Raw genomic sequence first — 25,694 nt, forward strand, 5'->3', positions numbered from 1 at the left:
GACAGCCGGACGAATCATCCAGAAGTACTCCACCCGGAGGTCATGAAAGTGCTGAGGAACAATTTCCGGCGATCCCTCGTCTCAGGTTTCCTTTCCGCGGCCGTGGCGCTGGTTTCCGGCGGCACGCCGGCCACGGCCGCCCCGGCTGCCGCCGCGGCGACGATCCAGAACGACGTGTTCTGGAAGGACACCTCGGGCAACCCGATCTACTCTCAGGGCGGGGGTGTGCTGAAGGTCGGCACCACCTATTACTGGTACGGGGCCAAGTACAACGGCGCGGTCAGCTACTACAACAACCCGGGCGGCGGGAAGAACGGCGACGTCTCGCTGAGCGCGATCACCATCTACTCGTCGACCGACCTGGCGAACTGGAAGTTCGAAGGCAACGCCCTGACCGGCTCCGACCTGGGCGGCGGCTGGGTCGGCCGGATCGGCGTCGCGCGGAACCCGAACACGGGCAAGTACGTGCTGGTCTCGCAGCTGGGCGGCGGGCTGGTGTTCGCCACGAGCAGCACGCCGAACGGCAAGTTCACCAAGGCGGGGACGCAGTCCAGCATCGCCGGTGTGTCCACCGGCATGTCGGGCGACCAGTCGGTGTTCACCGACGACGACGGCAAGGCGTACCTGGTCTACAGCAACAAGAGCGGCCGTTCGCACCTGTACGTGTCGTCGTTGCGGTCGTCGGACTTCCTGCAGGTCGACCCGGCGAAGAACGTCTACAACAGCTCGGCGGGCGGCCGTGAAGGCAACATCATGTTCAAGTACAACGGGACGTACTACTTCTGCTCGTCCGATCTGCACGGCTGGAACGCGTCGCACACCTACTGCATCAGTGCGAAGAACATCATGGGCCCGTACTCTTCGGAGTTCGTGCTGCAGGGGACGGACGCCGACTTCTCGCACGTGACGCAGACCGGCCTGGCGTTCACGGTGACCGGCTCCCAGGGGTCGTTCGTGATGTTCGGCGGTGACCGCTGGAGCGACTTCGCCGGCAACGGCATCGGCTACAACCAGTGGCTGCCGGTCACCTTCAACGGGTCGACGCCGGTGTTCCATTCGCTGAACCAGTGGACCGTCGACGCGGCGGCCGGGACCTGGGCCGTCGGACGCGGCAACAACTACGTCCTCAACCCGAGCGCCGAGGCCGACCGGGTCGCGCAGAACGACCTCGCGGGCTGGACGACCACCGGCGGCGCCGTCAACAGCAACAAGCAGGGCGGGCACACCGGCCGGTGGGCGTTCGCGCAGAGTTCGTCGTCGGCCTACACCGCGTCGCGGTTCCAGAACATCTCGCTGCCGAACGGCACGTACACGTTGTCGGCGTGGGTGAAGAGCAGCGGCGGCCAGAAGAAGGCGACGATCTTCGCGAAGAACTTCGGCGGCGGTGAGCTGAGCGCGTCGATCAACCAGGCGCTCGGGAGCTGGACGAAGGTGACCGTCTCCGGCATCACCGTGACGAACGGGTCGATCCAGGTCGGCGTCTCCTCGGACGCGAACGCCGGCAACTGGGTGAACGTCGACGACTTCAGCCTGGTGCAGAACGGCTGATTCCCGGACGCGCCCGGCGGGCCGCTCACCCGCCGGGCGCCGTCCTCCCCCTGCGTGAGGAGTGGCCCGTGTTCCGATCCTTCCCCGGATTACTGGCGGCCGCGCTGCTGGCTGCCTCCGGCGTTGTCCCGTCACCCGCCGCGCCGGTCGCCGCCGTGACCTACTACGTCGATGCTGCGCAGGGCAACGACAGCGCGGCCGGCACGGACAGCGCGCACGCGTGGCGCAGCCTCGCCCGCGTCGGCCAGACCACGTTCCACGCGGGGGACCAGGTCCTGCTGAAGGCCGGCAGCCGATGGAGCGGGCAGCTGTGGCCGAAAGGCTCCGGCGCCTCGGGCGCGCCGATCACCGTCGATCGGTACGGCGACGGGGCGAACCCGCGGATCGACGGCGGTGGCGCGGTCGCGGACACCGTGCGTCTCGCCGACCAGGAGTTCTGGACGATCCGCCACCTCGAGGTGACCAACCAGGCGCCCGCGACGGGCACGCCGGGGGCGAACCTGAAGGACCTGCGGGGCATCCACGTCACCGGCACCGGCGGCCGGACGCTGCACGGCTTCGTGGTCGAGAGCGTCGACGTCCACGACGTCACCGGCGAGGTGAACTGGATCGGCGGCGACACCGCCGACAACGCGCCCGGCATCCACTTCAAGATGGGCTGGGACCGGTCGAAGAAGACCGGCGGCATCGTGTTCGATTCCACCGTGGCGAACCTCGGCGCGCCGCCGTCGTCCCCGGCCGTGCTCGACGGCGTCACCATCCAGAACTCGGTCGTCGCCAACACGTCCTTCGCCGGCATCGTGGTCAAGCAGTACTCCGGGGACGCCCCCGGCGCCGTGGCCACCGGCTGGGGCAGCCGCACGAGCGCGGGCGACGCGAAGTTCACCCCGCACACGAACGTGGTCATCCGCGGCAACCACATCAGCCAGCCGGGCACGGCCTACGGCTGCAACGGCGTGTACCTCACCGGCGTCCGGCACGCGGTGGTCGAGCAGAACGTCGTGTACCGGGCGGGGACGTCGGGCATCGAGACCTACTTCGCCGACGACGTGACCATCCAGTCCAACGAGGTCGCCGAGACCACGCCGAAGGCCCACGGCGCGGACTCCAACGGCATCGACGCGGACAAGGCGACCACCAAGGTCGTCGTCCAGTACAACTGGTCGCACGGAAACGGCGACGGCGTCCTGCTCTGCCAGTTCTCCTTCGGCGACGTCGTGCTGCGCTACAACGTGCTCGCCGGCAACACCCGCTATCCGTTGTACCTGCACTCCGACAAGGCCGCGAAGGCGAAGGTCTACGGCAACACGCTCTACAACGACCGTGGCAAGAACCTGGTCTACGGCTACGGCACCTCGCTGACTTCGTCCTACGACATCACGGACAACGTCCTGTATTCGACGACGGCCGGGGCATCGCTCACCACGAGCTCGACGATCCACTACGACAGCAACCTCTACGGCGGCGCGAGCCTGCCGGTGCCGTCCGGCGACGCCCACGCCGTCCGTGCGGACCCGCAGTTCACCGGGACACCCGACTACACGGTGGGCACCCCGGCCTCCGGCCCGCGGCTCACCGCGGCGTACGGCCTGCGAGTCCGGGCCGGCTCACCCGCGGTGAACCGGGGCGTCGAGACCAGCGGCAACGGCGGCCGGGATTACGCGGACACCCCGATCTACACCGGCAAACCGGACATCGGCGCGTTCGAAGTGGGGTGAGCCGCGGATCGCCGGGACGGCTGCGGGCGTGCATGCGCAGGATGGAGGTGGCGGGCCGGGTCCGCGCTCGTGCACGGCGCTGCTCGGCGACCTGCTGCGGCTGGACACCGAACCGGGCGCGGACCTGCGCCGCCGGGTCGCCGACGCGGGCCGGCGCAGCTGCTGGGGGTGGACCTGTCCCGACCGGACGAGCGGCTCGCGCTGCACCTGGCCTCGCGAGCCGTCATCCTCTCGGAGCCGGGCTGAGGCCGCCCCGGTCACAACCCCGCTGCAACCGGGGTGCGGTACGCATGCCGGGTGGCGCGCTCCTCCGCGGGCCCGGACGCAAGGGGACTCCGATGAGAACAGCGGTACTCGCCGTGGTCGTGCTCCTGCTCGGCCTGGGGACGCCCGCGCCCGCGGGCGCGGTGGCCGGCGGCTGCGGGCCCGCGTCGGTGGCGGTCGCCGACCGGACGCTCTACGAGGGCACCCCGGCCGCCGGGGAGCCCGGCCCGGCCTACACCACCTTCGCGTTCACCGTGTCCGTCACGGCCGCCGCGGGGTGTGCGCCGACCGGGTCGGTCTCCTACAAGACCGACGATGTCTCGCCCGGCGCGAGCAGCCTGACCGACTACGTCCCCGTCGCGGGGCGGCTGAGCTGGAGCGGTGACGCCGGCCCGCGCACGGTCGCCGTCGAGGTCGTCAAGGACGCCGCCGGGGAGCCGAACGAGCCGTTCCTGCTGCGCCTGTCCGACCCGGCCGGCCTGGTCCTGGCCGACGGCCTGGCCGCGGGCGGGATCCTCGACGACGACGGCGTCGGCGGCCCCGCGGTCGTGGTCTCCACCGACGGCGGCAAGATCTGCTGGCACGTCTGCACGGTCGGGGTGGGGCTCGGCGGCGGCCCGGCCAAGGCGCCGGTCACCGTGCACTACCGGACCTTGCCGCTCGGCACCGGCGAACCGGCGTACGTGCCGGTCAAGGACGCGACGGTGACGATCCCGCCCGGTGCCTCCGCGGGGAGCGCCGCGGTCGAGCTGCTGGACGGCAACCAAGGCGAGTCCCGGTTCGTGCTGGAGCTGTTCAGCCCGTCGGCCGGCAAGCTGGGGAACGCGCGGGCGGAGGTGACGATCAAGCCCGGCGGTTAGCCACCTCGCGGGCCTCGGCCGTCGCGTTGGCCTGGGTGTACAACGCGGCGGCCGTGGCCCAGTGCCGGGCCGCGTCGGCGGGCCGGCCGAGCCGCGCCTCCAGATCACCGAGGTCGCGGTGCAGGTGCGCCTGCTCGTAGCCGTCGGGCACGGTGGCCCGCACGGCCAGCCCGCGTTCCAGGTGTTCGCGCGCGGCGGCCAGGTCGCCCGCCCCGAGCCGGGCCCGCCCGAGGTGCTCCAGCGCGGCCGCCTCGCCGTGCCGGTCGCCGACGTCGCGGCTGAGGTCGAGGGCCTGCCCGAACAGGTCCGCCGCGGTGGCGAAGTCGCCGCGGCCCAGGTGGACCCGGCCGGTGTCGAGCAGCGACTCCCACTCCAGCCAGCGGTCGCCGAGCACCCGGCTGACCGCGAGCGCCTCACCGAGGTGCGCCAGCGCCGCCCGGTGGTCCCCGCGCTGCAGGTGCGCCTCGCCGAGCGTGTCGAGCGTGGCGGCTTCCAGCCGGGCGTTGCCCAGCGCGCGGAACGTCGCCAGCGCCGCCGTCAGCGGGGCCAGGCTCTCCGGGGCGCGGCCCATCCGGACGTAGGTGTGGCCGAGGTTGCGCTGGGACAGCGCGTGCCCGAGGTCGTTGCCGACCGCGGCGTTGCGGGCGACCGCGAGCCGGTGGGCGGCAATGGCTTCGTCGAAGCGGCGCAGTTCGGCGTAGGCGTTGGCGGTGTTGTTGTGGATGTGCCCTTCGCCCTGGACGTCCCCGGCGGCCTGCGCCGTCCGCAACGCGGCCGCGTTGGTCTCCAGGGCCTCCGGCAGCCGCCGGGTCATGAAGTACGCGACGCCCAGCGCCCGCAGCATCTCCGCCTCGGCCAGGGGGTCGCCGAGCCCGGTCGCGGCGGCGGCGCCCTCGCGGCACAGCTCGACGCGCGTGTGCCAGTGCCCGGCCGTGTCGTAGAAGCTGGTCAGCAGGTACGTGAGCTGCCAAGCGGCTTTGGCGCGGCCGTGCTCGCGGGCGAACCGCACGACGGGCAGCAGGTTGTCGCGTTCGGCGGTGAGGAAGGTCAGCGCGGCGTGCCGGTCGTCGCCGACCGGCACTTCGGGCGCGGCGAACCGCGGTGACGGCGTGACCAGGTCGCGGTTCGGGTCGATGGCCCGGTTCGCCGCCGCCGCGGCCACCAGGTACCAGTCGACGAGCCGGTCGGCGATCTCCGCGCGGGCGGCCGGAGGCTCGTCGGCCCGCGCGCACTGCCGGGCGAACTCGCGGATCAGGTCGTGGAACCGGAACCGGCCCGCGCCGGCGGCCGTGACGAGGTGCGCGGCGGCGAGCCCGGCCGCGGCCCGCTCGCCGTCGGCACCCGGCACCTCGCAGAGCGCGGCCCCGAGCGCGGCGCTGAACGTGGCCCCCGGGCCGAGGGCGGCCCGGCGGAAGAAGCGGGCCTGCGCGGCGGCCAGCGGGCGGTAGGCGGTGGCGAGCACGGCCCGGACCGTGCGGGAATCCCCTTCCACGGCCAGGGTGTCCAGCCGCCCGGCCCCGGCCAGCTCGGCGGCGAGCTCGGCGATCGGCCGCTTCGGCGCGCCCACCAGCCGGGCGGCCGCGATGCGCAGCGCCAGCGGCATCCCGCCGCACAGCCGGGCCACCCGCGCGGCCGGGCCCCGCTCGCGCCGCACCCGCTCGGCGCCGAGCACCCGGTCCAGCAAGGCCACGGATTCGGCGTGGGCGAAGGCGTCCAGGGCGATCGGGCGCACGGCGTGGCGGGTGCCCAGCGCGGCCAGGTGCTGCCGGCTGGTGACGACCAGCAGGGCCGGGCCGGTGCCCGGGATCAGCGGCAGGACGTCCTCGAGCCCGGCGACGTTGTCCACCACGACCAGGCACCGGCGCCCGTGCAGCAGCGACCGGTACAGCGCGGCGCGCCCGGCCTGGTCACCCGGGATGTTCTCGTCGGGCACGTCGAGGCTGCGCAGCAGGTGCGTCAGCGCCCGGGCACCCGGCAGCGGCTCGGCCGGATCCTCCCCGCGCAGATCGAGGAACAGCCGGCCGTCGGGGAAGCGGGCGGCGACCCGGTGCGCCCAGTGCAGCGCCAGCGCGGTCTTGCCCATGCCCGCCGCGCCCGAGACCACCACCACCGGCCGTTCGGGCTCGTCGAGCACGGCGTCGAGCGCCGCGAGCTCGGCTTCGCGTCCGGTGAAGTGCCCGACGCCCGCGGGCAGCTGCGAGGGCCCGGTCGGGGCCGGGCGGAGATCCAGGGCGGGGTCCCGCCGCAGGATCGCCGTGTGCCGGGCCAGCAGTTCGGGACCGGGGTCGACGCCGAGCTCGTCGGCGAGCCGCCGCCGCAGCCGCTGGAAGGCGTCGAGCGCGTCGGTGTGCCGCCCGCAGCGGTAGAGGGCGAGCATGTGCAGGCCGGTCAGCCGTTCCCGGGTCGGCGCGGCGGCGAGCAGCCGGGGCAGCTCGCGGACGGCCTGTTCGTGGTGGCCCAGCCGCAGTTCGGCGTCCCAGAGGTCTTCCAGCGCGCCCAGCCGCAGTTCGTGCAGGCGGTCGACCTCGCGCCGGCCCCAGCCGGACGGCGCCGCGTCGGCGAAGGCGTCCCCGCGCCACAGGGTGACCGCCGCGCGCAGGGTGGTGGCCGCCCGCTCGACGGCGCCGGCCGCGAGGTCGGCCGCGCCCGCGCGGATCTGCTGCTCGAAGCGGTGCGCGTCGACCGCCACCGGCGGGACGGTCAGCAGGTAGCCCGGCTCGCGGGTGACCAGGACGCCCGGGAACCCGCAGCTCTCCAGCGCCTGGCGCAGCCGCGCGACGTGGCTGTGCAGCGTCTTGACCGCCGTGCGCGGCGGGTCTTCGCCCCACAGGACGTCGACCAGCCGCGGGATCGGCAGCACGGTGCCCGCGTGCAGCGCCAGCACCCCGAGCACGACCCGCTGCCGCGTCCCGTGCAGGGCCGCGGGCCCGGCCGGCCCGACCGCTTCGACCGGCCCCAGCACGCGCAGCTCCCCGGGTTGGGACACCCCCGCTCCTTCCCGCGCGGCACCACCGCTCAGCGAGCGTAGCCAGCGCGAAGGAGGCGCGAAAACAGCCAACCAGCTGATCCGCGGGGGCATCGACAACCGGTTCACAACCGGTCGCGGTGACGCTCGGTTCCCGTCCCTGTTCCGACTCTCCGAGGGGAAAACCGGATGACCACCAGATCGCGGCCCCGGCGCCGCAGACCGTTGACCGCCGCACTCGCGTTCGCCGCCGCGGCCGCGTTCCTGCCCGTGACCCCCGTGGCGGCGGCCCCGGCCGCCGCACCGCCGCCCAACTCGCCGTGCGGGCCGCTCGACGTCGCGTTCGTCATCGACGACACCGGCAGCATGGGCCCGGCGCTGACCAACATCAAGAACGAACTGGGCAACATCGCCACCGCCGTGCAGGCCAACTCGGGCAACGACTACCAGCTCGGCCTGGTCACGTTCAAGGACGACGTGACGGTCCGGACCGACCTCGCGCCGCTCGACCTGGGCACGGTCGCCCCGCAGATCAACGCGCTGACCGCGACGGGCGGCGGCGGTGAGCCCGAAGCGTCCGACGAAGCGGTCAACACCGCCGTCAACAACCTGCCCGCCATCGGGCGTCCGCAGACGGGCGACTTCTCCGGGACCTGGCGCTCCAACGCGACGAAGATGGTCATCCTGGTGACCGACGCCCACCCGGGCGGTTTCGACGACACCTTCACCGCGGCCGACCAGGCCAACGCCCACCTGCGGGCGGTGCAGGCGGCGAACAAGGGCATCAAGGTCTCCGCGGTCTACGTCCAGACGAACGCGCTGCCCGGCATCGCGGCGATCATGCAGGACTACGCCACCACCACCGGCGGCACGTACGCGGCGACGCCGGCCAACGGCACGGGTGCGGGCGCGGCGATCCTCGACGCGCTCAAGAACTGCCGGAAGACCGACGTGTTCATCAAGGACGCGCCGGCCGACACCGGGGTCGCGCCGCACGGCCTGAACCCGATCTGGACCAGCCCGGACATCAAGGTGTGCACGTCGCCGCCGCCGTGCGCGGGGACCAACCCGGTCATCGGCCCGCCGAACTACGTGGTCGTCACGCTGAACAACCCGGGCCCGGGCGGATCCGGCGCGTCGACCGGCCACGTCGAGGTCTCCTACACCGCGCAGGGCGGGGCGGCGCTGTGGCCGATGGACTGGACCCCGATCGGCTCCTCGCCCACGGTGACCGTGCCGGCGGGCACCACCCAGGTGACGATCCCGTGGACCTCGGTGCCGGGACCGGGCCACTTCTGCCTGCTCGCCCGGTGGATCTCGGCGACCGACCCGATGACCTACCCGGAGCTGACCGGCTCGAACACGCTGGTCAACACGCGGTACAACAACAACATCGCGTGGCGCAACGTGGACACGGTCAAGCTGAAGCCCGGCACGCCGGTGACGCACCCGTTCACCCTCGGCAACCCGGTCCTCGAGCGGGCCACCCCCACCGACCTGCTGTTCACCCAGCCCGGCAAGCCGTTCGCGGGCGGCCCCGGCAAGGTGGTCGTCGACCTCGGCAAGGTGCTGGCCGAGCGCTGGCGAGCGAGCGGCCAGAAGGGCATCGGCGTGCGTCAGGTGGGGGAGACGCAGGTCGAGATCACCGGCGGCCAGCAGGCGGTCCTGCAGGGGCTGGTGATCCAGCCGAAGGAGCGCTTGGAGACGGCGGTGACGTTCACCGCGACGGACGCGGCGGCGGGCACGGACTTCGTGTTCCGCGTGTCGCAGTCCAGCGGTGACGAGGACCTCGGCGGCGTGGAGTTCCAGCTGTCGGCCGAGAGGTAGCCCGGAGCCGGGCGGCCACCTCGATCCCGGTCGAGGTGGCCGCCAGCCTTCGGTGACGTTGAGCGGCTGGTCGTTGCGCCACAGCAGGAACGCGGTCAGACCGGCGGCGATCGCGGCGGCGAGACCGAACTCGACGGGCAGCAGCACCCGGGGTGTCCTGCCGGCCAGGCGGCTGAACGCGATCGCTCCCGCGGCGGTCGCCAGGGACATGCTCGCGGAGACCGCGCCGATCGTCCCGGTGGCGGTCAGTCCTACGCCAGTGAGCACAAAGGACAGTTCGTGCGAACGGCTGAGCCGGGTTCGCTCCTTTTAGGACCGTCCGCGAGAATGAGCGCATGAACCTGCTGCTCCTCGCCGCCGCTTTCGCCATGGTCGTCCGGGCGCTGGCGGCGGCCCGGCTCGACCGGTGGAACCTGGGTGCGCCGGTGGTGATGGTGCTGGCCGGGGTCCTCGTCGGCCTGCTGTACGAGGACTCCATCGCGGCCGTGCTGAACACCGAGGCCGTGCAGCACGTCGCGGAGATCATCCTCGCGGTGCTGCTGTTCGTCGACGCCACCGAAGTGCGCGGCGGACGGCTGTGGGGCGGTTACCCCGGCCTGGTGGCCAGGGTGCTGTTCGTCGCCCTTCCGGTGAGCCTCGCGCTGGCGGCGCTGCTGGGCTGGCTGCTGTTCCCGGACCTGCCGTGGGCGGTGCTGCTGCTCATCGCCGGCGTCACCATGCCGACCGACTTCGCGCCGGCGGAGCAGCTGGTGCGCGACCGCGCCTTGTCGATGCGGGTCCGCAGCGTGCTGAACGTGGAAAGCGGCTACAACGACGGGATCGTGTCACCCCTGTTCCTCTTCGCGCTGATCCTGGCCGGCGACCACAGCCAGCAGCGGACACCGATCGACGCGCTCGCCACTGCGCTGCCCTTCGCCGCCAAAGCCCTGGTTGCCGGGGTTGTCATCGGCAGCCTCCTCGCCTGGCTGCTGGACCGGGCCCACCACGCCGGGTGGGTGACGGCCCAGTCCGGGCGCATCGTCGTGCTGCTGGCGCCGCTGCTGACCTACGCCGCGACCGTCGCCGTCGACGGCAACGGCTTCGTTGCCTCCTTCGTCTGCGGCACCGCCTTCCGCTACCTGCACCGGCTGCTCAAGGCCCGCCGGGTCCGCGACGGCCGGGCCGACCGCGCGGAGGTCCGGGCCGACGCCCTGGGCAAGGACCTGCACCTGCTGGAGGACGTGACCACCCTGCTGACCACCACCATGTGGTTCGTCGTCGGCATCGCGGCCATCCTCGCGTTCTCCCTGGGCGTTTCGTGGCAGGTCGTCCTGTTCTGCGCCGCGGTGCTCACGGTGGTCCGCGTGGTCCCGGTGCTCCTTTCGCTGGCCGGGTCGAAGCTGGCCGGACGGGAACGCCTGCTCGTCGGCGCGCTGGGCCCGCGGGGCACGACCACGATCGTGTTCGGGCTCCTGGCGTTCAACAAGCTGCCCGAGGGGCCGGCGGCGGACACGATCCTGGTCATCACCGTGGTCTGCGTCCTGGGCAGCGTGGTCCTGCACGGGATGGGCGCCAAGCCGCTGACGCACCTGCTGACCCGGCCCGGGGCCCGCCGCTGACGCTGTCCGGGGCGTCGGCGACGGAATGTGGAGCTGTGCTCCGTGGGCACCTGGATCGACCACGCGACGACCTCGGCTGAGCCGCCGCCTGGCGGGGTGGGTCGGAGGAGGGGTTCGTTCAGGCGTACCGGGTCGGTCTGGGGAACGGGGCGGCCATCGAGGTGGCGAGGACCGCGTCGAAGTCGGGCGGTGGTGTCCATCGCGCCGGCCCGGCCGCCGGAACGGGCTCGCCGCGTACTGCCTGGCACAGCGAGTACTGCGCGAAAGTGACGGCGGGGTGGGTTTCCGGGCCGGGATCGCGAAGGTGCTGCAGCGCCGTGCGGTACCGCCCGGCGAGTCCGGTGTCCTTGACGAGGTGGAGCAGCGGGTCGTCGCCGGCGGGCAGCCTCGCTTCACGCGTGAAGCTCGTCAGCCGGCGCAGCATGAACGCCGCGACGGTTTCGCCGGAGAGCTGGCCGGTGATCTCCTGGACGTCGTCCGGGTCGTAGACGTCGATCGCCCGGACGTTCCCTTGCCTGGCGGCGGCGCGGGGGACGAAGACGTCACAGCGCACCCCGAGTTCGTCCGCGATCACGGGTACGGCGTCGGCGGGTACGTCCCACACCGCCGCCACCTGCCGGCGCCGCCACCAGCGGTCGCGGGTCGGATTCACCCGGTCGACGACCTGCCGGCGTTCGACCTCGACGCCCGGCAGGCTGCTCAGCCACTCCGCCAGGGTCCGGGCGTCCACCTCGAGCCGCTCGGCGCCCCGGACGGTCTCGTCCGTCGTGCGCACCTCCAGTTCGACACCGGCGGGTTCGGCGAGCTTCACGTGTTCGACGACGGCGATCGACCGCAACGCACTGGTCCGCGTCGCCCCGGACAGCCGTTTGACGAGCACCCGCGCCGGGTTCTCCGCCGGGTTCAGCTCGACCCACCGTGCGCCGGAACGCAGGCTCCACGGCATCATGACCGACAGCACCAGACCGAGGACCGCGAGGACACCGCCGAGCACCAGGGCGGTGTGCCACATCGCAGCCCATCCGAAGAGGACGGCGACCACGGGCAGGACCACGAAGACGAGCAGCGGGCCGGCCACCGCGAACGGGACGGCGAGGCTGCCGGCCCACGTCTTGGTCAGCAGGCGCGTGACGCGCGGCACGAACACCAGCCGCACCGTTCCGGACGACGTCGCCACCACCGGGCGCAGCTCCTCGGGAACCGCTGAGGAAACGTCCACCGGCCTCTCCCTCGATCGGGGCCACGGGGCGTCAGGCTACCTCGGCCGCCCCCGGCCCGAGGCCGGATTCCGTGACCACAGGTCGCTGCGATCGCAGGTATCGCCGGAAAGGGAGGGGCCGTAGTCGACGCCGATGGCGAGGATGCGTTCCGGGTGGACGCGGACCTCCAGGTAGCGCACGCCACCGGTTCGTGCTGGGCACGTCGTCGATCACCAGGCCGGCCTCTGGACGGGGGCGACCGGCTCCTCGCCACACCCCGAGCGAACGGATTGCCGCCTCGGCCGAAAGTACGAGACGGGCTCGCCTCAACCGGTGCCGGGGCGCGGCGAGTCCTAACTTCCCGGTATGACTACCGAAACCGCGCGGGAGAACCCGCCCAGCACGATCATCGCCGCCTTCTTCGGCTTCCTGGTGTCCACGGTGTCCGCCATCGCCGGCGGGCTGCTCGTCCTGAGCGCGCGCGACGAAATCGCGGCGGCGCTGCGGCGGGCGAACCCCGCGCTGGCGCAGGACCAGCTCGACCGGCTCACCCTGTTCGCGCAGGCCGTGCCGGTCGCCATCGCCGTGGTCATCGCGCTCGTCTACCTGTGGCTGTCGTTCAAGCTCAAGGCCGGCCGCAACTGGGCCCGCGTCACGCTGACCGTCTTCACCCTGCTGCAGGCGGCTTCGCTGCTCACCACCGAACCGTCGTGGGCGGGCTACCTGAGCTGCGGGGTGGCCGTCGTCGCGACGGTGCTCAGCTACCTGCCGCCGTCCAACCGCTACGTCGCCGGGGTCCGGCGCGCGGGCTGAGCCGGGGCGCGGGATCATGACGGCCATGCGCAGAGCGGGGGCCCGGGCCCGGCGCGGCATGCTCGGCACCGAGCTCGCCGTGCTGGCCGCGGCGATTGTCGCCGACGTGGTGCTGGTGCTGCGCGTACCCGGCGCCGGCCGAGGCTGGGCCGCGCCGCTGACCGGATCACTGGCTTCCACAGGGACGGCGATCCCGGTGCTGGCCGTGCTGCGGCGGCGCTTCCCCCGCCACGTAGGCGTGCTGGGAAGCGTCGTCGTCGCGCTGTCGGCGATCAGCACGGTCGTGGCGGTGACTGCCCACACGTGGAGCCAGCCGCCGGTCGCCGAGATCGTCGCCGCCGGGCTGCTCACCGCCACGGCCGGCCGCAAGCTCGAACCGAAGCACGCGGCCGCGCTGGCGCCGGCCCTCGGTGCGGTGATGATCGCCGCGCCCCTGCTCCGCTACGGCGCCGGCGAACCGGAGACGTTGCTGGCGGTGGCGGCCGCGGCGTACTGGGGGGCCTGCCTCGGGGTCGGGCTGATCCTGCGCGCGGCGGACGGCAGGCAGCGCGACGCGCTGGACCGGGTCCGCAGCCAGGAACGCCTGCAGCTGGCCAGGGAACTGCACGACCTGGTGTCCCACCACGTCAGCGGGATCGTCGTCCGCGTGCAGGCCGCCCGGGCGATCGCCGAAGCGAACGCGGACGTCGGCGGGCACGCGGCGGTCTACCGCGAGATCGAGGAAGCCGGCGGCGCGGCACTGGCCGCCGCGCGCCGGCTGGTCGGGATGCTGCGGGACACCCGGGACGTGCCCCTGCTGTCCGGCGCCGTGCTCGGCGACGCGGTGCGCGCGGCCGCCGGCTCCGCCGCCCGCGTGGACGTCGCCGAGGAACTGGACCAGCTGCCGGCGCCGGCGCAGGTGACCACGACCGTCCACCGCGTCGTGACCGAAGCGCTGGCCAACGCCCGCCGGCACGCGCCGGCCGCGACCGAAGTGATCGTCTCCGCCCGCGTCGAGGCCGACGACCTGGTGCTCGAGGTGAGCAACGACGGTGTCGCCGCGCCCGCCCGGGCCGCAGCCGGCGGGTTCGGGATCATCGGCATGACCGAACGGCTGGCCATGCTCGGCGGCAGCCTGACCGCGGGGCCGGCACCCGGGGCGCGCTGGACGGTCACGGCGCGGCTCCCGCTCGCCGGCGAGGACGCGCCCTTCGACGCCTTGCCGAGGGGGCTCTGATGACCATCCGGGTGCTCGTCGCCGACGACCAGGTGCTGGTGCGCACCGGATTCCGGCTGGTGCTGGACGCCGCGCCGGACATCGAGGTGATCGCCGAAGCCGCCGACGGGGAGACCGCGGTCCGGCTGGCGCGGCAGCTGCGGCCGGACGTCACGCTGATGGACATCCGGATGCCCGGCGTGGACGGCCTGCGGGCCACCGAACTGCTGGCCGGGCCGGCGGTCGCGCAACCGCTGCGCGTGGTGGTGGTGACGACCTACGACGCGGACGAGAACGTCTACGCCGCCCTGCTCGGCGGCGCCAGCGGGTTCCTGCTCAAGGACGCCGGCCCGCAGCTGCTGGTGGACGCGGTCCGCGCGGCGGCCCACGGGGAGGCGATGGTGTCGCCGTCGGTGACCGTGCGCCTGCTGGCCCGGTTCACCGAAAAGGCGCGGCAGCGCGCGCAGGGGACACCGGGCCTGCTGACCGACCGCGAGTCCGATGTGGTGCTCGCGGTCGCCCGCGGCCGGACCAACGCGGAGATCGCCGACGACCTCCGCGTCTCCCTCTCGACGGTCAAGACGCACCTGGCGAGCGTGCAGCGCAAGCTCGAACTCCGGAACCGCACGGAGATCGCCGTCTGGGCGTGGCAGCGGGGGTTGCTGGGTTGACCGGTGTGCAAGACTCGCCCAGTGTGCGGTCAGCGCGGTGACCATCCCGGCCGGGCGGCGAGAAGGGCCGGAGCGGCTGCGGATGGCGGGACGCCGGGTGGTGCAGGCGGTGCTGGACCAGGCGCTCGCCGCCGGCTTGGGGGTGTTCGCCGCGCTCGCGGCCGGTCTCGTCCTCATTCCGTTGCTGCAGTGGGGATGGGTGCCGCCGAAGGCGATCCTGTGGGGCCCGGCGATCACGTTCTTCGCCGTCAACTACGCCTGTGACGCCCTGATCCACATCTGGATTCCCCTGCGCCGGGGCGGAGTCACCCCGGGCATGCTGGTCATGGGCCTGCGGGTGGAAACCCTGCGCGGCGGGCCACCGAAAGCGCGCGCCTACGTCTTCCGGTGGCTGCTGATGACGGTCGACGGCCTGCTGTTCGGGCTGGTGGCCGTCGTCAGCATCGTGGTCTCCCGGCGCCGGCAGCGGATCGGTGACCTGGTGGCGCGAACCCTCGTGGTGCGGGCCGGTCCTCGTACTTTTGGTTGATCCCGGCGCCGGGAATGCGCGCCATACTCCGGGTGATCATTCACCCGGACGAGGGGCGTCACGTGAAAAACAAGACAGCGAGCCGGTTTCTGGTCACCGCCGTGCTGCTCGCGGTCCCGGTGCTTCCGGCGGGAACCGCCGCCGCGGCCACTCCGGACCGCTACACCGGCCAGCAGGTGGCCTGGGGGGCCTGCCCGTTCCCCGTGGCCGACGGGGCGAAGCCGGCCGAATGCGCCGTGATCACCGTGCCGCGGGACTGGGCGCACCCGGATTCCGGGGTGGACCTGAGCGTGTCCATCAGCCGCGTCGCGGCGACGGGCGAACGGCTCGGCGCGCTGCTGGTGAACCCGGGTGGTCCCGGCGGGCAGGGCAGTTCCCTTGCCGGTGCGCTGGCGGGCCTCGAGCCGAGTGTGAACGAGCGGTACGACTTCATCGGCATGGACCCGCGCGGCACCGGGCACGAAGGGACCGCCGACGCCGGGTTCGTCTGCCAGGTACCGGTGGGACGGCTGCCGCAGGGGCCGCTCGACGCGCGCGACCGCTCGGCGGCGAGCATCGCCGAACACCAGAAGACACCGCGGGCGATCGCGGAGGCGTGCCAGAGCGACGCGGTCGCACCGTTCGTCACGACGTGGCAGACCGCGCACGACATGGACCTGATCCGGACGCTGCTCGGCGACGAAAAGCTCAACTATCTCGGGTACTCCTACGGCACCTGGCTCGGCGCCAAGTACGCGTCGTTGTTCCCGGCCCGCGCGGGCAAGGTGGTGCTCGACTCCAGCGTCGACTTCGAAGGCCGGCTGCAGGCCGACTTCGAGGCGTTCCCGAAGATCGGCCAGCGGCAGACCGACGAGGTCTTCGTGCCGTGGCTGGCCCGGCAGTTCCCCGCCCAGCTCGGCGCGTCCCCCGCCGAGGTGAAGCAGAAGATCGAGCGGCTGCGCGCCTTCTACGCCGGGTTCGGCGTGGCGCCGGACCAGTTCGACGCCCTGTTCGTCGGCAACGGCCACGAGATCCGGTGGCTCCTCGACGCCGCGGTCCTCGTCGCCGGGGCCGGGCAACTCGACGGCAAGCCCGTCCAGGCCCCGGCCGCGCTCGCCGGGCCGCTGGACACGTGGTCGACGGCCGTGTTCGGCAAGCGGCTGGCCCAGCTGACCGGCACCGACGTCGCCGCCGGGTTGGCGGCGGCGGAACCGGACTACCGCAAGGTTTCCGGGACGCGCTACGCGGTGGCCTGCGGCGACCAGCCGACCAGGACCGCCGGCTGGTACAAGCGGCTGTCCGACCGGCAGGGCCCGCAGTACCCGATCTTCGGCTGGGCCTACGGGCTGACCGAGCCGTGCGGGTTCTGGTCCGACCGCCCCCGGCAGGCCCTGACCGGCCTCCCGCCCGAAGCGGCGGCCCACGTGCTGGTGGTCCAGGGCGAGTTCGACCCGCAAACCGGGTACGAGCAAGCACGTTCGGCGGTCCGCGCCGCCGGGGTCCCGCTGGTGTCGGTCGACGACGCCGCGTTCCACGGCCAGTACGCCCTGGGCGGCAACCCGTGCGTCGACGGCATGGTCAACGTCTTCCTGACGGCGAATTCCCGCCCGGGCTCGGTCACCTGCCCGGGCGTGCCCCTGCCGGGCGAGGACCGCGTCTTCCCGGTGGCCGGCCCGGTCACCGGCCCCCACGCGGCGACGGCCAGTGCCGCCGACACCCGCGAGCCGGCCCTGCGCCTCGCCGTGCGCCGCAGCATCGGCGAACTCAACGACGGGCGCTGACGGGTTCGTCCCCGAGGCGTGGCAGCAGCTCGCTGTCCGGGGCCGGTGGTTCGGCGAGTTCGCTGCGCAGAGGCCCGCGTCCGGCGGCGGCCCGGAAGCCGGCGACGGCGGCGTCCGAAGTGGACAGTTGCGGGCCGCGGACGGCCATGCCGAGCGGCGGGCCGCCGGTCGACCTCGCTCACCGGGGAGCCTGGTCAGCCGGGTTCGTCCGGGCCGCCTTCCGCATCGGCCTCGTGAAGCAGCTTGAGGAGCCGCTGCCGTTCCGGCTCGGGGATGCGTTCGGTGACCGCTTTGCGGGTCGCGTCCGGGGCGGCGGCGGCGAGGTCGCGCAGCAGCCGGGGCCGCATCGAGGCGCGTTGCTGCGTGGCCAGGTAGGCGAGGTCGGCCGCCCAGTCCGGGTTCGCGTGGATCAGCGAGCGTGCGTTGGCCCAGAGCCACTTCCGGTCGTGGTCGAGGAGCGTCGCCGCGGTTTCGTGCGGGCCGATGCCCGACAGCGCCAGCTCCTTGGCCAGGGCCAGCGCCGGCCGGTCGGTCGCTCGGCCGGTGTCCAGGAGCCGGGTGTGCAGCAGGAGCACCGCGTCGTCGAGCAGCGGCACGGACGGCGTGCGCGGGTCGTGGGCCGCCGCCAGCCAGTCCCGGCGCGTGGTCACCACGTCGGTGATGCGTTCCGCGCCGGGCGCCTTCCGTTCGGTGGTGAAGAACTCGAGAGCGCCCACGACCAGGCGTGGATCGGTGGCGTACATCAAGTCGGCGATCGCCGTGCTCAATTTCGCCCGGTCGCGGGGGAGCAGGTGGTACAGCCGGACCAGCCACGCCTGGCGGATGTCGATGCGGGGCGGGTGGAACGGCTCCTCCAGCATCGCGGCGGCGGCGACCGCGCCCCAGCCGGTCCCGGGATCCAGCGTCACGCCGTCGAGAACCGCCGGCAGCTTCAGGTCCGGGTGACCGTCGCAGTACCAGGCGAGCTTTTCCGGGTACAGGTCCTCCGGCTCCCCGCCGATCCAGTAGGTCCAGGTCTCCAGGTGTTCCTGGCAGGCACACCAGTAGCGGCGAACCGTGCGGCCCGGCTGCCCGTCCCACCGCACCGCCTCCCCGCAGTCCGGGCAGCGCAGGTTGTTGCAGCCGACCGCGGTGGCCCAGCCGAATTCGAAGGCTTCGACGGGCAGCCAGCAGTCCGCACCGACCAGCTGCGGGTAGGGGCGGCACCGCCTCGTCACGGGGCGCCGTCCTTCCCCGGGGCGGCCGGCTCGTCGGGGAACTTGCCGCCGCCGTAGGCGCGCAAGGTCTGTTCGTCGATCGGCTTGATGTGCCGGTACATCTTCCGGCCCTTCGTGTACGAGCAGCCGAACGGCTCCGCGGCGGCCAGCACCTCGACCAGGGAGTGGTGCCGGTAGCCGAGCAGGAAGCCGATGCAGGCGAGCCTGGCGTCGTACCGGTCGGCCCGGAACACCACCGCCACGTTCATCATAACGTTGGTGGTTCCCGACGGGCCGGCGGCGAGCGGGATGCCGAGCTCCTGCATGCGCCGCGCCCACTCCTGTGCCTTGCGGCCCCGCACCCGGTTCATCTTGAACTCGCCCTCCTCCCTGATCCGCCACTCCTTGGAGCCGGCTTCCCACTTCAGGGTGTGCAGCTCCGGGTCCCAATCCGCCTGGAGCGACCGCTGCTGCGCCACCTCGCGTTCGGTCATCGGCAGGCCGAGCTCGCCGGCCCGCAGGTCGATCGCCCTGCTCTCGCTCCGATCCCGGCTGATTCTCGCCCGTCCCTGGAACTCGACGTCGGATCCCCTCGGCACGGTGCCCATCGCGCCCCGGAGGCTGCGTCGTCCGGGTCTCCGAACGGCCTTCGCCAGAATCCTCAGCCGGTCCAGATCCAGGTCCACCGCGACGATCCAGCCGGTCACCTGCTCCCGGAACCGCCTCGGATCGAGGAGATCGGGGCCCAGCACGTTGCTGTAGAAGCTGATGACGTGGGTGAAGCGCTCGGACAGCGCGCCCTCGTCGAAGACCGCCATGACCGGCTTCATCAGCATCGCCTGCCGCGCGGCCTCGTCCGCCTCCGCCTGCACGGCCTCGAGGTCGACCACCGAGCCGGCCCGGGTCGCCAGCTCGACGTTCGCGGACGCGATCTTCGTGATCAGCACGTGCAGCGCCGAGTTCGCGTAGTCCCAGCTACCGGCCGCCTCGATGAGGTACTTCTTCGCCTTCGCGGCCATGCCCGCCAGCGCGGAGGTCGCGTTCGGGTGCACGGCCGCCTTCGAGCCCAGCACCTCTTCGAACCTCTTCGCGTCCGCTGCGAAGTTCGGGTTGTCGCCGCCGTCGGCGCCCTTCGCGGTCGGCCCGGTCAGCTCCGGGTTGATCACGCCGTGGACCGCCCATCGGCCGCCCTGTTCCACCGGCTGGAGCACGGACAGGCCGTACCGGAGGCGGATCACGGTCAGCAGGGGTTCGATCAGCCGGCGCGCGACCGTGCGCCCGCGCAGCCGGTTGACCGCACGGACCCCGGCGGCGACCGCGGCGTGCAACCGCTTCCGCCGGCCGTCCGGAGTGTTGTCCCGGCGGCTCACCCGGTCCTTGGGCCGGCCCGGCCGCCGTGGCCGGCGTGGCTTCCCGTGGCGCGACGGCCGGGCGCGCCGGGACTTGAGCTTGGACCAGAGTTTCTTGATCAGGCCGACGATCTTGTCGATGACCCAGTCGATGGCCCGGTTCACCGGACGGGCGAGCTTCTGGAAGGCCTCCTTGACCTTGCCGGCGATGCCGCCGATGCCCAGCAGAGCCGCCAGTGCGCCGATGAGGACCGGGATCGCGCGGGCCAGGGCGCGTTCCACCAGTGCGGGGACGCCGCCGGTGCCGCCCCGGGCGATGGCCAGGACCGCGTCGAGGACGGCGTTGACGAAGTCGACGATCTGGCGGGCGTTGGTGACGATGAAGCGGATGATGTCGATGATCATCTTGCAGGCGCGGATGAACGCCGACGCGGGGTTGAACAGGGACACGATCCAGGTGATGCCGGCGATGACGATCGTGGGGAGCAGGAAGGAGACCAGGTGGCCGATCAGGTCCTTCTTCAGGTCGCCGACGCGGGTCTTCAGGTCGTCCCACATCCCGGCCACGCCCCGGCGTTTGACTTCGGCGACCAAGGGCACGGCGGTTTCCGCCGCGACCAGGGCCTGGTGGGGGACCTTGCGGGCCAGGCGGGCGCGGAGGTTCGGCCAGGACAGCCCGAGGACGGTGGCGATCAGGCTCACGATGCCGAGGATGTCGAACGTCCTGGGCAGCTGCAGGCCGATCGTCGCGCCGGTGCCCAGTAGCCACGCCAGCACGCCGGCCTCCAGGTGGCGGCCCGCGTTCTTCATGAACAGCTTCAGGCCGCCCCCGACGCCGGTGACCAGGTTGCCCAGGAAGCCGACCGGATCCTTCAGGATGGCGCCGACGGCCGCCACCGCCTTGCGGAGGACGCCCATCAGCATCCGGCCCAGTTCGGCGATGGCCTCGATGGCGCCGCCGATCGCGTCGGCGGCCTTGGCCACCAGGCCCCGGTTCTTCTCCTTCTCGGCGGCGATTTCCGCGTCCACCGACTTGACCGCGTCGGTGTACCGGGTGGCCAGGGTGTCGACGAGTTCGGTGCCCTTGTCGTCGACCGTGTCCTTCAGTTCGTCGAACTTGCCCTCGAAATCCGAGGCTGCTTCGCGGCCGATCGCCTTCAGGTCGGCCGGGAGCTTGTCGACCGCGGCCTTCAGTTCGTTGCGGCCGGCGGAAATGCGGTCCTTGGCGCGTTTCAGCTCGGCCTCGACGGTGCCGGCGATGTCGGTGATGAGCTGGTCCATCGCCGCGAGGTAGGTGTCCCGCGCGCGTTCGTAGATGCGGTTGGCTTCCTCGGGCAGGCCCGCGAACAGGTCCCGGGTCCAGCGGGCCCAGCCGAACGCGCCGCCGTAGCGCTCGTCCTTGTACCGCTGCATGCCCTCTTCGTGCTCGCGGGTGAAGCGGTCCCGCGCCCGCTTCTCCTGCGTCGTGAATTGGTCGTCGACCTTCTTGTCCAGGTCGGTCAGGATCTTCTCGACGTCGCACTTGGTCCGGTCGAAGACCTGCTGCAGGAGGTCGGTGACCTCCTTCCGCTTGTCCTCGTCGGTCTTCTTCGCGCCTTGTTTGCCGGTGCCGACCTGCCGGCCGGTGGCCACGCGGGTCGCGTGGATGCCCGCCATCGCGGCGGACCCGCGGGCGGCGGCCGTGCTCTTGACCTGGTCGAGCTCGCCGTCCTCGGCGGCACGCAGCTTCTTCGGGGCGGCCTCCGAGTGCGCCTCCATCGCCTTCTTCTCGTTGACCGCCTTGTCGAACTGCGGTTCCCGGGAGTTCTTGAACGCCAGCTGCTGGTCGGTGACCTGGGCCTGGGCCATCTGCCGGTCGACCTGGTCCGGGCCCGCCGACAGGTCCGTGGCCGACGGGGGCAGCCGGTCCGGGGCCGCCCGGGTGGGGTCCGGGGTGCCCGGTTTGCCCGGCACGCGGTCCGCGGCCATGGGGATGACCCGCTTGGCGTCCGGAGCCGGTTGCGGTGGTGCCGCCGTCGTTTCGGCGATCTCCTGCGCCGAGGCGTCCTTGCCCGCGCCGACCTTGCCCTGGACCTCGGTCTTGACCTCTTCGGCCTTGCCCGACTCACCGAACTTGTCCGCCTCGTCGAGGTTCTTCGGGGCCTTGTCGGCGACGGCTTTCCTGACCGCCTGGATGAACGCCTGCTTGTCGAACTCCTTCGGCTGGGCGGCGGCCATGTCCTCGGCGTGCGCCGCCTTGCCCCGGGCCTCCTGGTCGTCCGCCGGGGCCTGGGCGGCGTCCTGGGCCGCACCCGCTTCCGCGGCCGCCGGCGGATGGCTCGTGCCGATGGTCCTTTTCTTGGTGTCGACGTCCTTCTTCAGGGCCTGGAACTTCGGATCGGCTGCGGGTGAGCGGGAGCCGGCGCCCTTCTCCGGCTTGGCACCCCGCTCCGGGCGTTCTCCGGTCGTCTTGCCTGCCGCCAGGTCCTTCTCGTCCGGGGCCGGCGCGGGCTGCGCCTCGGTCCTGCGGGTGGCCGGCTTGGCGGGCGGGGGCTTCTCAGGCGCAGGCGTGGGCCGGGCCGGGGCCAGCGCCATGGCTTGGTTCGCGACGGCCTGGTTGCCCACGAGGTTCTGGCCGGCCAGCATCAGCTGTGCGGTCCACGGGGACAGCCGCGGCTCGGGGGTGTTCGGCAGGCCACCCGTCGCCGCGGTCACCGCGGCGTTGCCCAGCAGCGCACGGGCGTGGACCACGTCCGATGCGGCCGGGCCCGCCGCGGCGGGGGCTCCCGGGCCGCGTACCCCGGCCGCAGGCAACGCCGCGGGGGCGGCCGGTCGCGGAGCGCGGACCTTCAGGAGCGGGGGCATCCGGTGCCTTCACTGGTCAGCTCGGGTTGCCGAGTGAGCGCCCCAATGTGGCGTTCGGTGCGTCAGACGCACCGAACGCCACATTGGGTGCGTCAGACGCAACCAACGCCACATTGGAGCGCAGGATGCCGGTCACCCCGTCGCGGCGGCGCGATCCGGGCGTTGCCGAGGCGTCACGGCCCCGGCGACTAAAGGTCTATGACGACCTTCCCGTGCACGTGGCGTCCCGCCTGGAGTTCCACCGCGGCGCGGATCTGCTCGACCGGGAAGCTCGCCGCGATCGGTACCCGGAGCCGGCCCGCCGCCACCAGGCCGGCGATCTCCTCAACCGCCTGCGGGGCCGCGTCCGCGCCGTTCGCCGGCCTGATCCCGTCGATCCGGGCGGCGATGGCGGTGATGCGCTCGTCGGGTACGCCGAGTTCGCGGGCGGCCTGCGCCGCGTCCGCGCCGTGCAGGTCCACGGCCGCGGTGACGCCGCCGGGGGCCAGCGCGCGGACCCGGCCGGCCAGGCCGTCGCCGTAGGTCACCGGCTCGGCCCCCAGGGCGCGCAGGGCGCCGGCCGAGGTGGCCGAGCCCGTCCCGATCACCCGCGCGCCCGCGAGACGGGCGAGCTGGACGGCGAACACGCCGACCCCGCCTCCCGCGCCGCCGATGAGCACCGTGTCGCCCGGACCCGGCTCCACCACGGCGAGCGCCGCGGCCGCCGTGCAGCCCGCGATGGCCAGGGTGGCGGCGGTGCGGTCGTCGACGCCGTCCGGGGTGCGGTGCGCCTCGCCGCCCGCCGCGATGGTCCCCGCCACGTCCACGAGGACGTGGTCGGCGACCGCGCGGGACAGGGCGCCGCCGAACACCCGGTCGCCGGCCGCGAATCCGCTCACCCCGGCCCCGACCTGGTCCACGACCCCGGCGTAGTCGGTGCCGAACCCGCACGGGAGGCTCAAGCCGAAGCGCGCGGCGGTCTCCGCGTCGGAGGTCATGAACCAGTCCATCGGGTTGAGGCCGGCCGCGGTGACCCGCACCCGGATCTGTCCCGGGCCGGCCTGCGGCACCGGTACCTCGCAGATCTGCAACTCCTCCGGTCCGCCGAACGACTCGAACCGGACCACCCGGCTCGTGGTGACCGTCGAATTTCCCATGCCCATCCGCCTCCTGAACCTTAAACGGACTACGCTTCGGTTAACGTGACCCAACCTAGCATAAGTGGAGCGTGATCCGTTTTGGCTGCCCCCAGGACCCGTGGCCCGCGGTCGGACGCGACCCGCAACCGCCGGCAGCTGCTCGACGTGGCGACCCGCATGTTCGCCTCGGCCGGGGACGAGCCGTCGATGCGGGCGATCGCCCACGAAGCCGGGGTCGGGATCGCCACGCTCTACCGGCATTTCCCGACCCGCGAGTCGCTGGTCGACGCGGTTTACCGGGACCAGGTCTCGCGGCTCACCACGGGGGCCCGTGAGCTGCTCGCCCGGCTCGACCCGCCCACCGCGCTGCGGCGCTGGATGGACCTGTTCGGGGAGTGGATCGCCACCAAGAACGGGATGCTCGACACGCTGCTCGCGATGGTCGAATCGGGGGAGATCGCCCACGCCGACACCCGGACCGAGCTGCTCGCCGCCGTCGAGGCCATCCTCGAAGCCGGCCGCGCGAGCGGGGAACTCCGCGCCGACGTCCCGGCCGAAGACATCGCTGCCGCGCTGATCGGCATCTTCACCGTGGCCGGTTCGCCCGGGCGGGAAGCGACGGCGGACCGCCTGCTGAACCTGCTGCTGGACGGACTCCGGTCCTCGGCCCGTGGTTGACCGCAGGCCGCCGGAACGCGGTCGCCGGTCGCGGTCGGGCTGCTCGCGCTCCGCGTAACCTGGACTCGGTCCACAACGGGGGGTGGCGGTTCGAGTGGCCCGAAACGCGGCGGCTCGCCGGGTGCTGGTGGTCGCTTACGACGATGCGCAGATCCTCGATGTCGCCTGCGCGAGCGCGACCTTCGAGATCGCGAACGAATACCGGGCGAGTCCGCCGTACGGGATCGAACTCGCTTCGGTGACCGGGAAACCGGTGCGCAGCTCGTCCGGCATCGGCCTCGCCGGCGGCCGGCGTCTCGCGTCCGTGACCGGCCGGATCGACACCTTGCTGGTCGTCGGCGGGCACGGCACGGAGACCGCGATGACCGATGACCGGCTGCTCACGCAGGTGCGGCGGCTGGCTCCCCGCAGTAGGCGGATCGCCTCGGTGTGCACCGGTGCCTTCGTGCTGGCCGCGGCCGGACTGCTCGACGGCCGCCGGGTCACGACCCACTGGGGCTACAGCGACCTGATGGCCTCGGTGTTCCCGGCCGTCACCGTGGACCCGGCCCCGATCTACGTGCGCGACGGCAACGTCTACACCTCCGCCGGCGTCACCAGCGCGCTGGACCTCGCGCTGGCGCTGGTCGAGGACGACCACGGTCCCACGCTGGCCCGTGAGGTCGCCCGGGAGCTGGTCACCTACCTGCACCGGCCGGCCAACCAGGCGCAGATCAGCACGTTCCTGGCGCCGCCGCCGGGGGATCGGATCGTGCGGGACCTCGCGGGGTACATCGCCACCCACCTCGCCGACGACCTCAGCCCGCGGGCGCTGGCGGCACGGGCCGGCATCAGCACCCGGCACCTCACCCGCCTCTTCACCGGTCAATGGGGTGTCACCCCGGCGCGCGCGGTACGGGTGGCCCGGACCGAAGCCGCGGCGCACCTGGCCCGGGGCAGCGAACTGTCCCTGGCCACGATCGCCCGGCGCTGCGGGTTCCGGTCCGCGGAAACGCTGCGCCAAGCGTTCCTCGGCCACTACGGGATGACCGGAGACAGGATTCGCAGGATGGCGGACATGCCGCCACCGCTGGACGAGGAAGGTCCCGAAACTCCCCGGGGTGAGAGGTGAGCGCGCAAGCGCGTGCCTCACCTGCGGAACCGAACGAGAGGGACCATCGTGGAAACTACGAGTTACCACAGCAATGTCGTCCGGCGAGGGCTGGGCGTCGCGGGCCTGGCAGTGGTGCTGGCGTTCAGCGCCGCCGCCACCGCGCAGGCCGCACCGGCGGCGCCCGCCGCCGTGCTGTCTGGTGACGGGGTGACGGCCGACTGCACGTACGTGGCCATCAGGAACACCGTCGTCCGGAGCGGCCCCGGCACGGAATACCCGGTCGTGCGAACCAAGACGGCGGGCCAGCACATGACCGGGCCGGCCCTGTGCGTGGCCTCCAACGGCTGGTTCAGGGTGTACCTGAGCACCGGGACCCTGGGCTACACGCCCGCCGCGGACGTCCGTTTCGTCAGCTGATCGGCCTTCCTCACGACCCCCTCCATCGTCTATCGTCGATTGACGATGGAGG

At 72.8% G+C, this 25,694-nt stretch carries 18 protein-coding genes; 13 read left to right on the plus strand and 5 right to left on the minus strand.

Annotated elements, in window-relative coordinates; translation table 11 throughout:
* Window positions 1–102 precede the first annotated feature (102 nt).
* From AB0J55_RS01690 to AB0J55_RS01700, 3 genes are all read left to right on the plus strand, one after another.
* A complete protein-coding gene (locus tag AB0J55_RS01690) occupies window positions 103–1,548 on the plus strand; it encodes a family 43 glycosylhydrolase (RefSeq protein ID WP_364241259.1) in 1,446 nt (481 codons plus the stop codon).
* A gap of 68 nt (window positions 1,549–1,616) precedes the next feature.
* The gene (locus AB0J55_RS01695; protein ID WP_364241262.1) at window positions 1,617–3,266 is read left to right on the plus strand and encodes a right-handed parallel beta-helix repeat-containing protein; all 1,650 of its coding nucleotides are present in this window, start codon (window positions 1,617–1,619) and stop codon (window positions 3,264–3,266) included.
* A gap of 338 nt (window positions 3,267–3,604) precedes the next feature.
* Window positions 3,605–4,390, plus strand: coding sequence for a Calx-beta domain-containing protein (locus tag AB0J55_RS01700; protein WP_364241264.1), 786 nt, complete (start codon window positions 3,605–3,607; stop codon window positions 4,388–4,390).
* On the opposite strand, the gene AB0J55_RS01705 is transcribed toward AB0J55_RS01700, so the two are convergent.
* Window positions 4,374–7,352 (minus strand): BTAD domain-containing putative transcriptional regulator, encoded by a 2,979-nt coding sequence (locus tag AB0J55_RS01705; RefSeq protein WP_364243369.1) that lies wholly within the window; start codon window positions 7,350–7,352, stop codon window positions 4,374–4,376. The genes AB0J55_RS01700 and AB0J55_RS01705 overlap by 17 nt on opposite strands.
* Window positions 7,353–7,544: 192 nt before the next feature.
* On the opposite strand from AB0J55_RS01705, the gene AB0J55_RS01710 reads away from it, so the two are divergent.
* Entirely contained in the window at window positions 7,545–9,182 is a 1,638-nt protein-coding gene (locus AB0J55_RS01710; RefSeq protein WP_364241267.1) for a vWA domain-containing protein, read from the plus strand.
* Window positions 9,183–9,517: 335 nt separating this feature from the next.
* Window positions 9,518–10,780: a cation:proton antiporter gene (locus AB0J55_RS01715; protein WP_364241270.1), complete on the plus strand. Its 1,263-nt coding sequence runs from the start codon at window positions 9,518–9,520 to the stop codon at window positions 10,778–10,780.
* A gap of 118 nt (window positions 10,781–10,898) precedes the next feature.
* On the opposite strand, the gene AB0J55_RS01720 is transcribed toward AB0J55_RS01715, so the two are convergent.
* A complete protein-coding gene (locus AB0J55_RS01720; protein ID WP_364241273.1) occupies window positions 10,899–11,999 on the minus strand; it encodes a hypothetical protein in 1,101 nt (366 codons plus the stop codon).
* A gap of 346 nt (window positions 12,000–12,345) precedes the next feature.
* Here AB0J55_RS01720 and AB0J55_RS01725 point away from each other — a divergent pair, with 346 nt between their 5' ends.
* The 5 genes from AB0J55_RS01725 to AB0J55_RS01745 all read left to right on the plus strand — a co-directional run bounded on the left by AB0J55_RS01725 (window position 12,346) and on the right by AB0J55_RS01745 (window position 16,947).
* A complete protein-coding gene (locus AB0J55_RS01725) occupies window positions 12,346–12,792 on the plus strand; it encodes a hypothetical protein (protein WP_364241276.1) in 447 nt (148 codons plus the stop codon).
* Window positions 12,793–12,817: 25 nt separating this feature from the next.
* Window positions 12,818–14,008 carry a histidine kinase gene (locus AB0J55_RS01730; RefSeq protein WP_364241279.1) on the plus strand — a complete coding sequence of 397 codons (1,191 nt, stop codon included), beginning with the start codon at window positions 12,818–12,820 and terminating at the stop codon, window positions 14,006–14,008.
* Window positions 14,008–14,658, plus strand: a complete 651-nt coding sequence (locus AB0J55_RS01735; RefSeq protein ID WP_364241282.1) for a response regulator transcription factor — start codon at window positions 14,008–14,010, stop codon at window positions 14,656–14,658. Before AB0J55_RS01730 ends, AB0J55_RS01735 begins: the two co-directional genes overlap by 1 nt.
* 37 nt (window positions 14,659–14,695) lie before the next feature.
* The gene (locus tag AB0J55_RS01740; RefSeq protein WP_364241285.1) at window positions 14,696–15,187 is read left to right on the plus strand and encodes an RDD family protein; all 492 of its coding nucleotides are present in this window, start codon (window positions 14,696–14,698) and stop codon (window positions 15,185–15,187) included.
* Window positions 15,188–15,249: 62 nt separating this feature from the next.
* Window positions 15,250–16,947: an alpha/beta fold hydrolase gene (locus tag AB0J55_RS01745; protein WP_364241288.1), complete on the plus strand. Its 1,698-nt coding sequence runs from the start codon at window positions 15,250–15,252 to the stop codon at window positions 16,945–16,947.
* A gap of 194 nt (window positions 16,948–17,141) precedes the next feature.
* Here the strand turns inward: AB0J55_RS01745 and AB0J55_RS01750 are convergent, their stop codons facing one another.
* The 3 genes from AB0J55_RS01750 to AB0J55_RS01760 all read right to left on the minus strand — a co-directional run bounded on the left by AB0J55_RS01750 (window position 17,142) and on the right by AB0J55_RS01760 (window position 23,472).
* A complete protein-coding gene (locus tag AB0J55_RS01750) occupies window positions 17,142–18,164 on the minus strand; it encodes a hypothetical protein (protein ID WP_364241291.1) in 1,023 nt (340 codons plus the stop codon).
* Window positions 18,161–22,336 carry a hypothetical protein gene (locus AB0J55_RS01755; RefSeq protein WP_364241294.1) on the minus strand — a complete coding sequence of 1,392 codons (4,176 nt, stop codon included), beginning with the start codon at window positions 22,334–22,336 and terminating at the stop codon, window positions 18,161–18,163. The genes AB0J55_RS01750 and AB0J55_RS01755 overlap by 4 nt, the downstream gene beginning before the upstream one ends.
* A 188-nt stretch (window positions 22,337–22,524) precedes the next feature.
* A complete protein-coding gene (locus tag AB0J55_RS01760; RefSeq protein ID WP_364241297.1) occupies window positions 22,525–23,472 on the minus strand; it encodes an NADP-dependent oxidoreductase in 948 nt (315 codons plus the stop codon).
* Between the two features lie 81 nt (window positions 23,473–23,553).
* On the opposite strand from AB0J55_RS01760, the gene AB0J55_RS01765 reads away from it, so the two are divergent.
* From AB0J55_RS01765 to AB0J55_RS01775, 3 genes are all read left to right on the plus strand, one after another.
* Window positions 23,554–24,132: a TetR/AcrR family transcriptional regulator gene (locus tag AB0J55_RS01765; RefSeq protein WP_364241300.1), complete on the plus strand. Its 579-nt coding sequence runs from the start codon at window positions 23,554–23,556 to the stop codon at window positions 24,130–24,132.
* Window positions 24,133–24,253: 121 nt separating this feature from the next.
* Entirely contained in the window at window positions 24,254–25,243 is a 990-nt protein-coding gene (locus AB0J55_RS01770) for a DJ-1/PfpI family protein (RefSeq protein ID WP_364243372.1), read from the plus strand.
* A 48-nt stretch (window positions 25,244–25,291) separates the two neighbouring features.
* Window positions 25,292–25,642, plus strand: a complete 351-nt coding sequence (locus AB0J55_RS01775; protein WP_364241303.1) for an SH3 domain-containing protein — start codon at window positions 25,292–25,294, stop codon at window positions 25,640–25,642.
* The last annotated feature ends 52 nt before the right edge of the window (window positions 25,643–25,694 follow it).

The organism is Amycolatopsis sp. NPDC049688 (assembly GCF_040674975.1).
In the GTDB taxonomy this organism is placed as follows: domain Bacteria; phylum Actinomycetota; class Actinomycetes; order Mycobacteriales; family Pseudonocardiaceae; genus Amycolatopsis.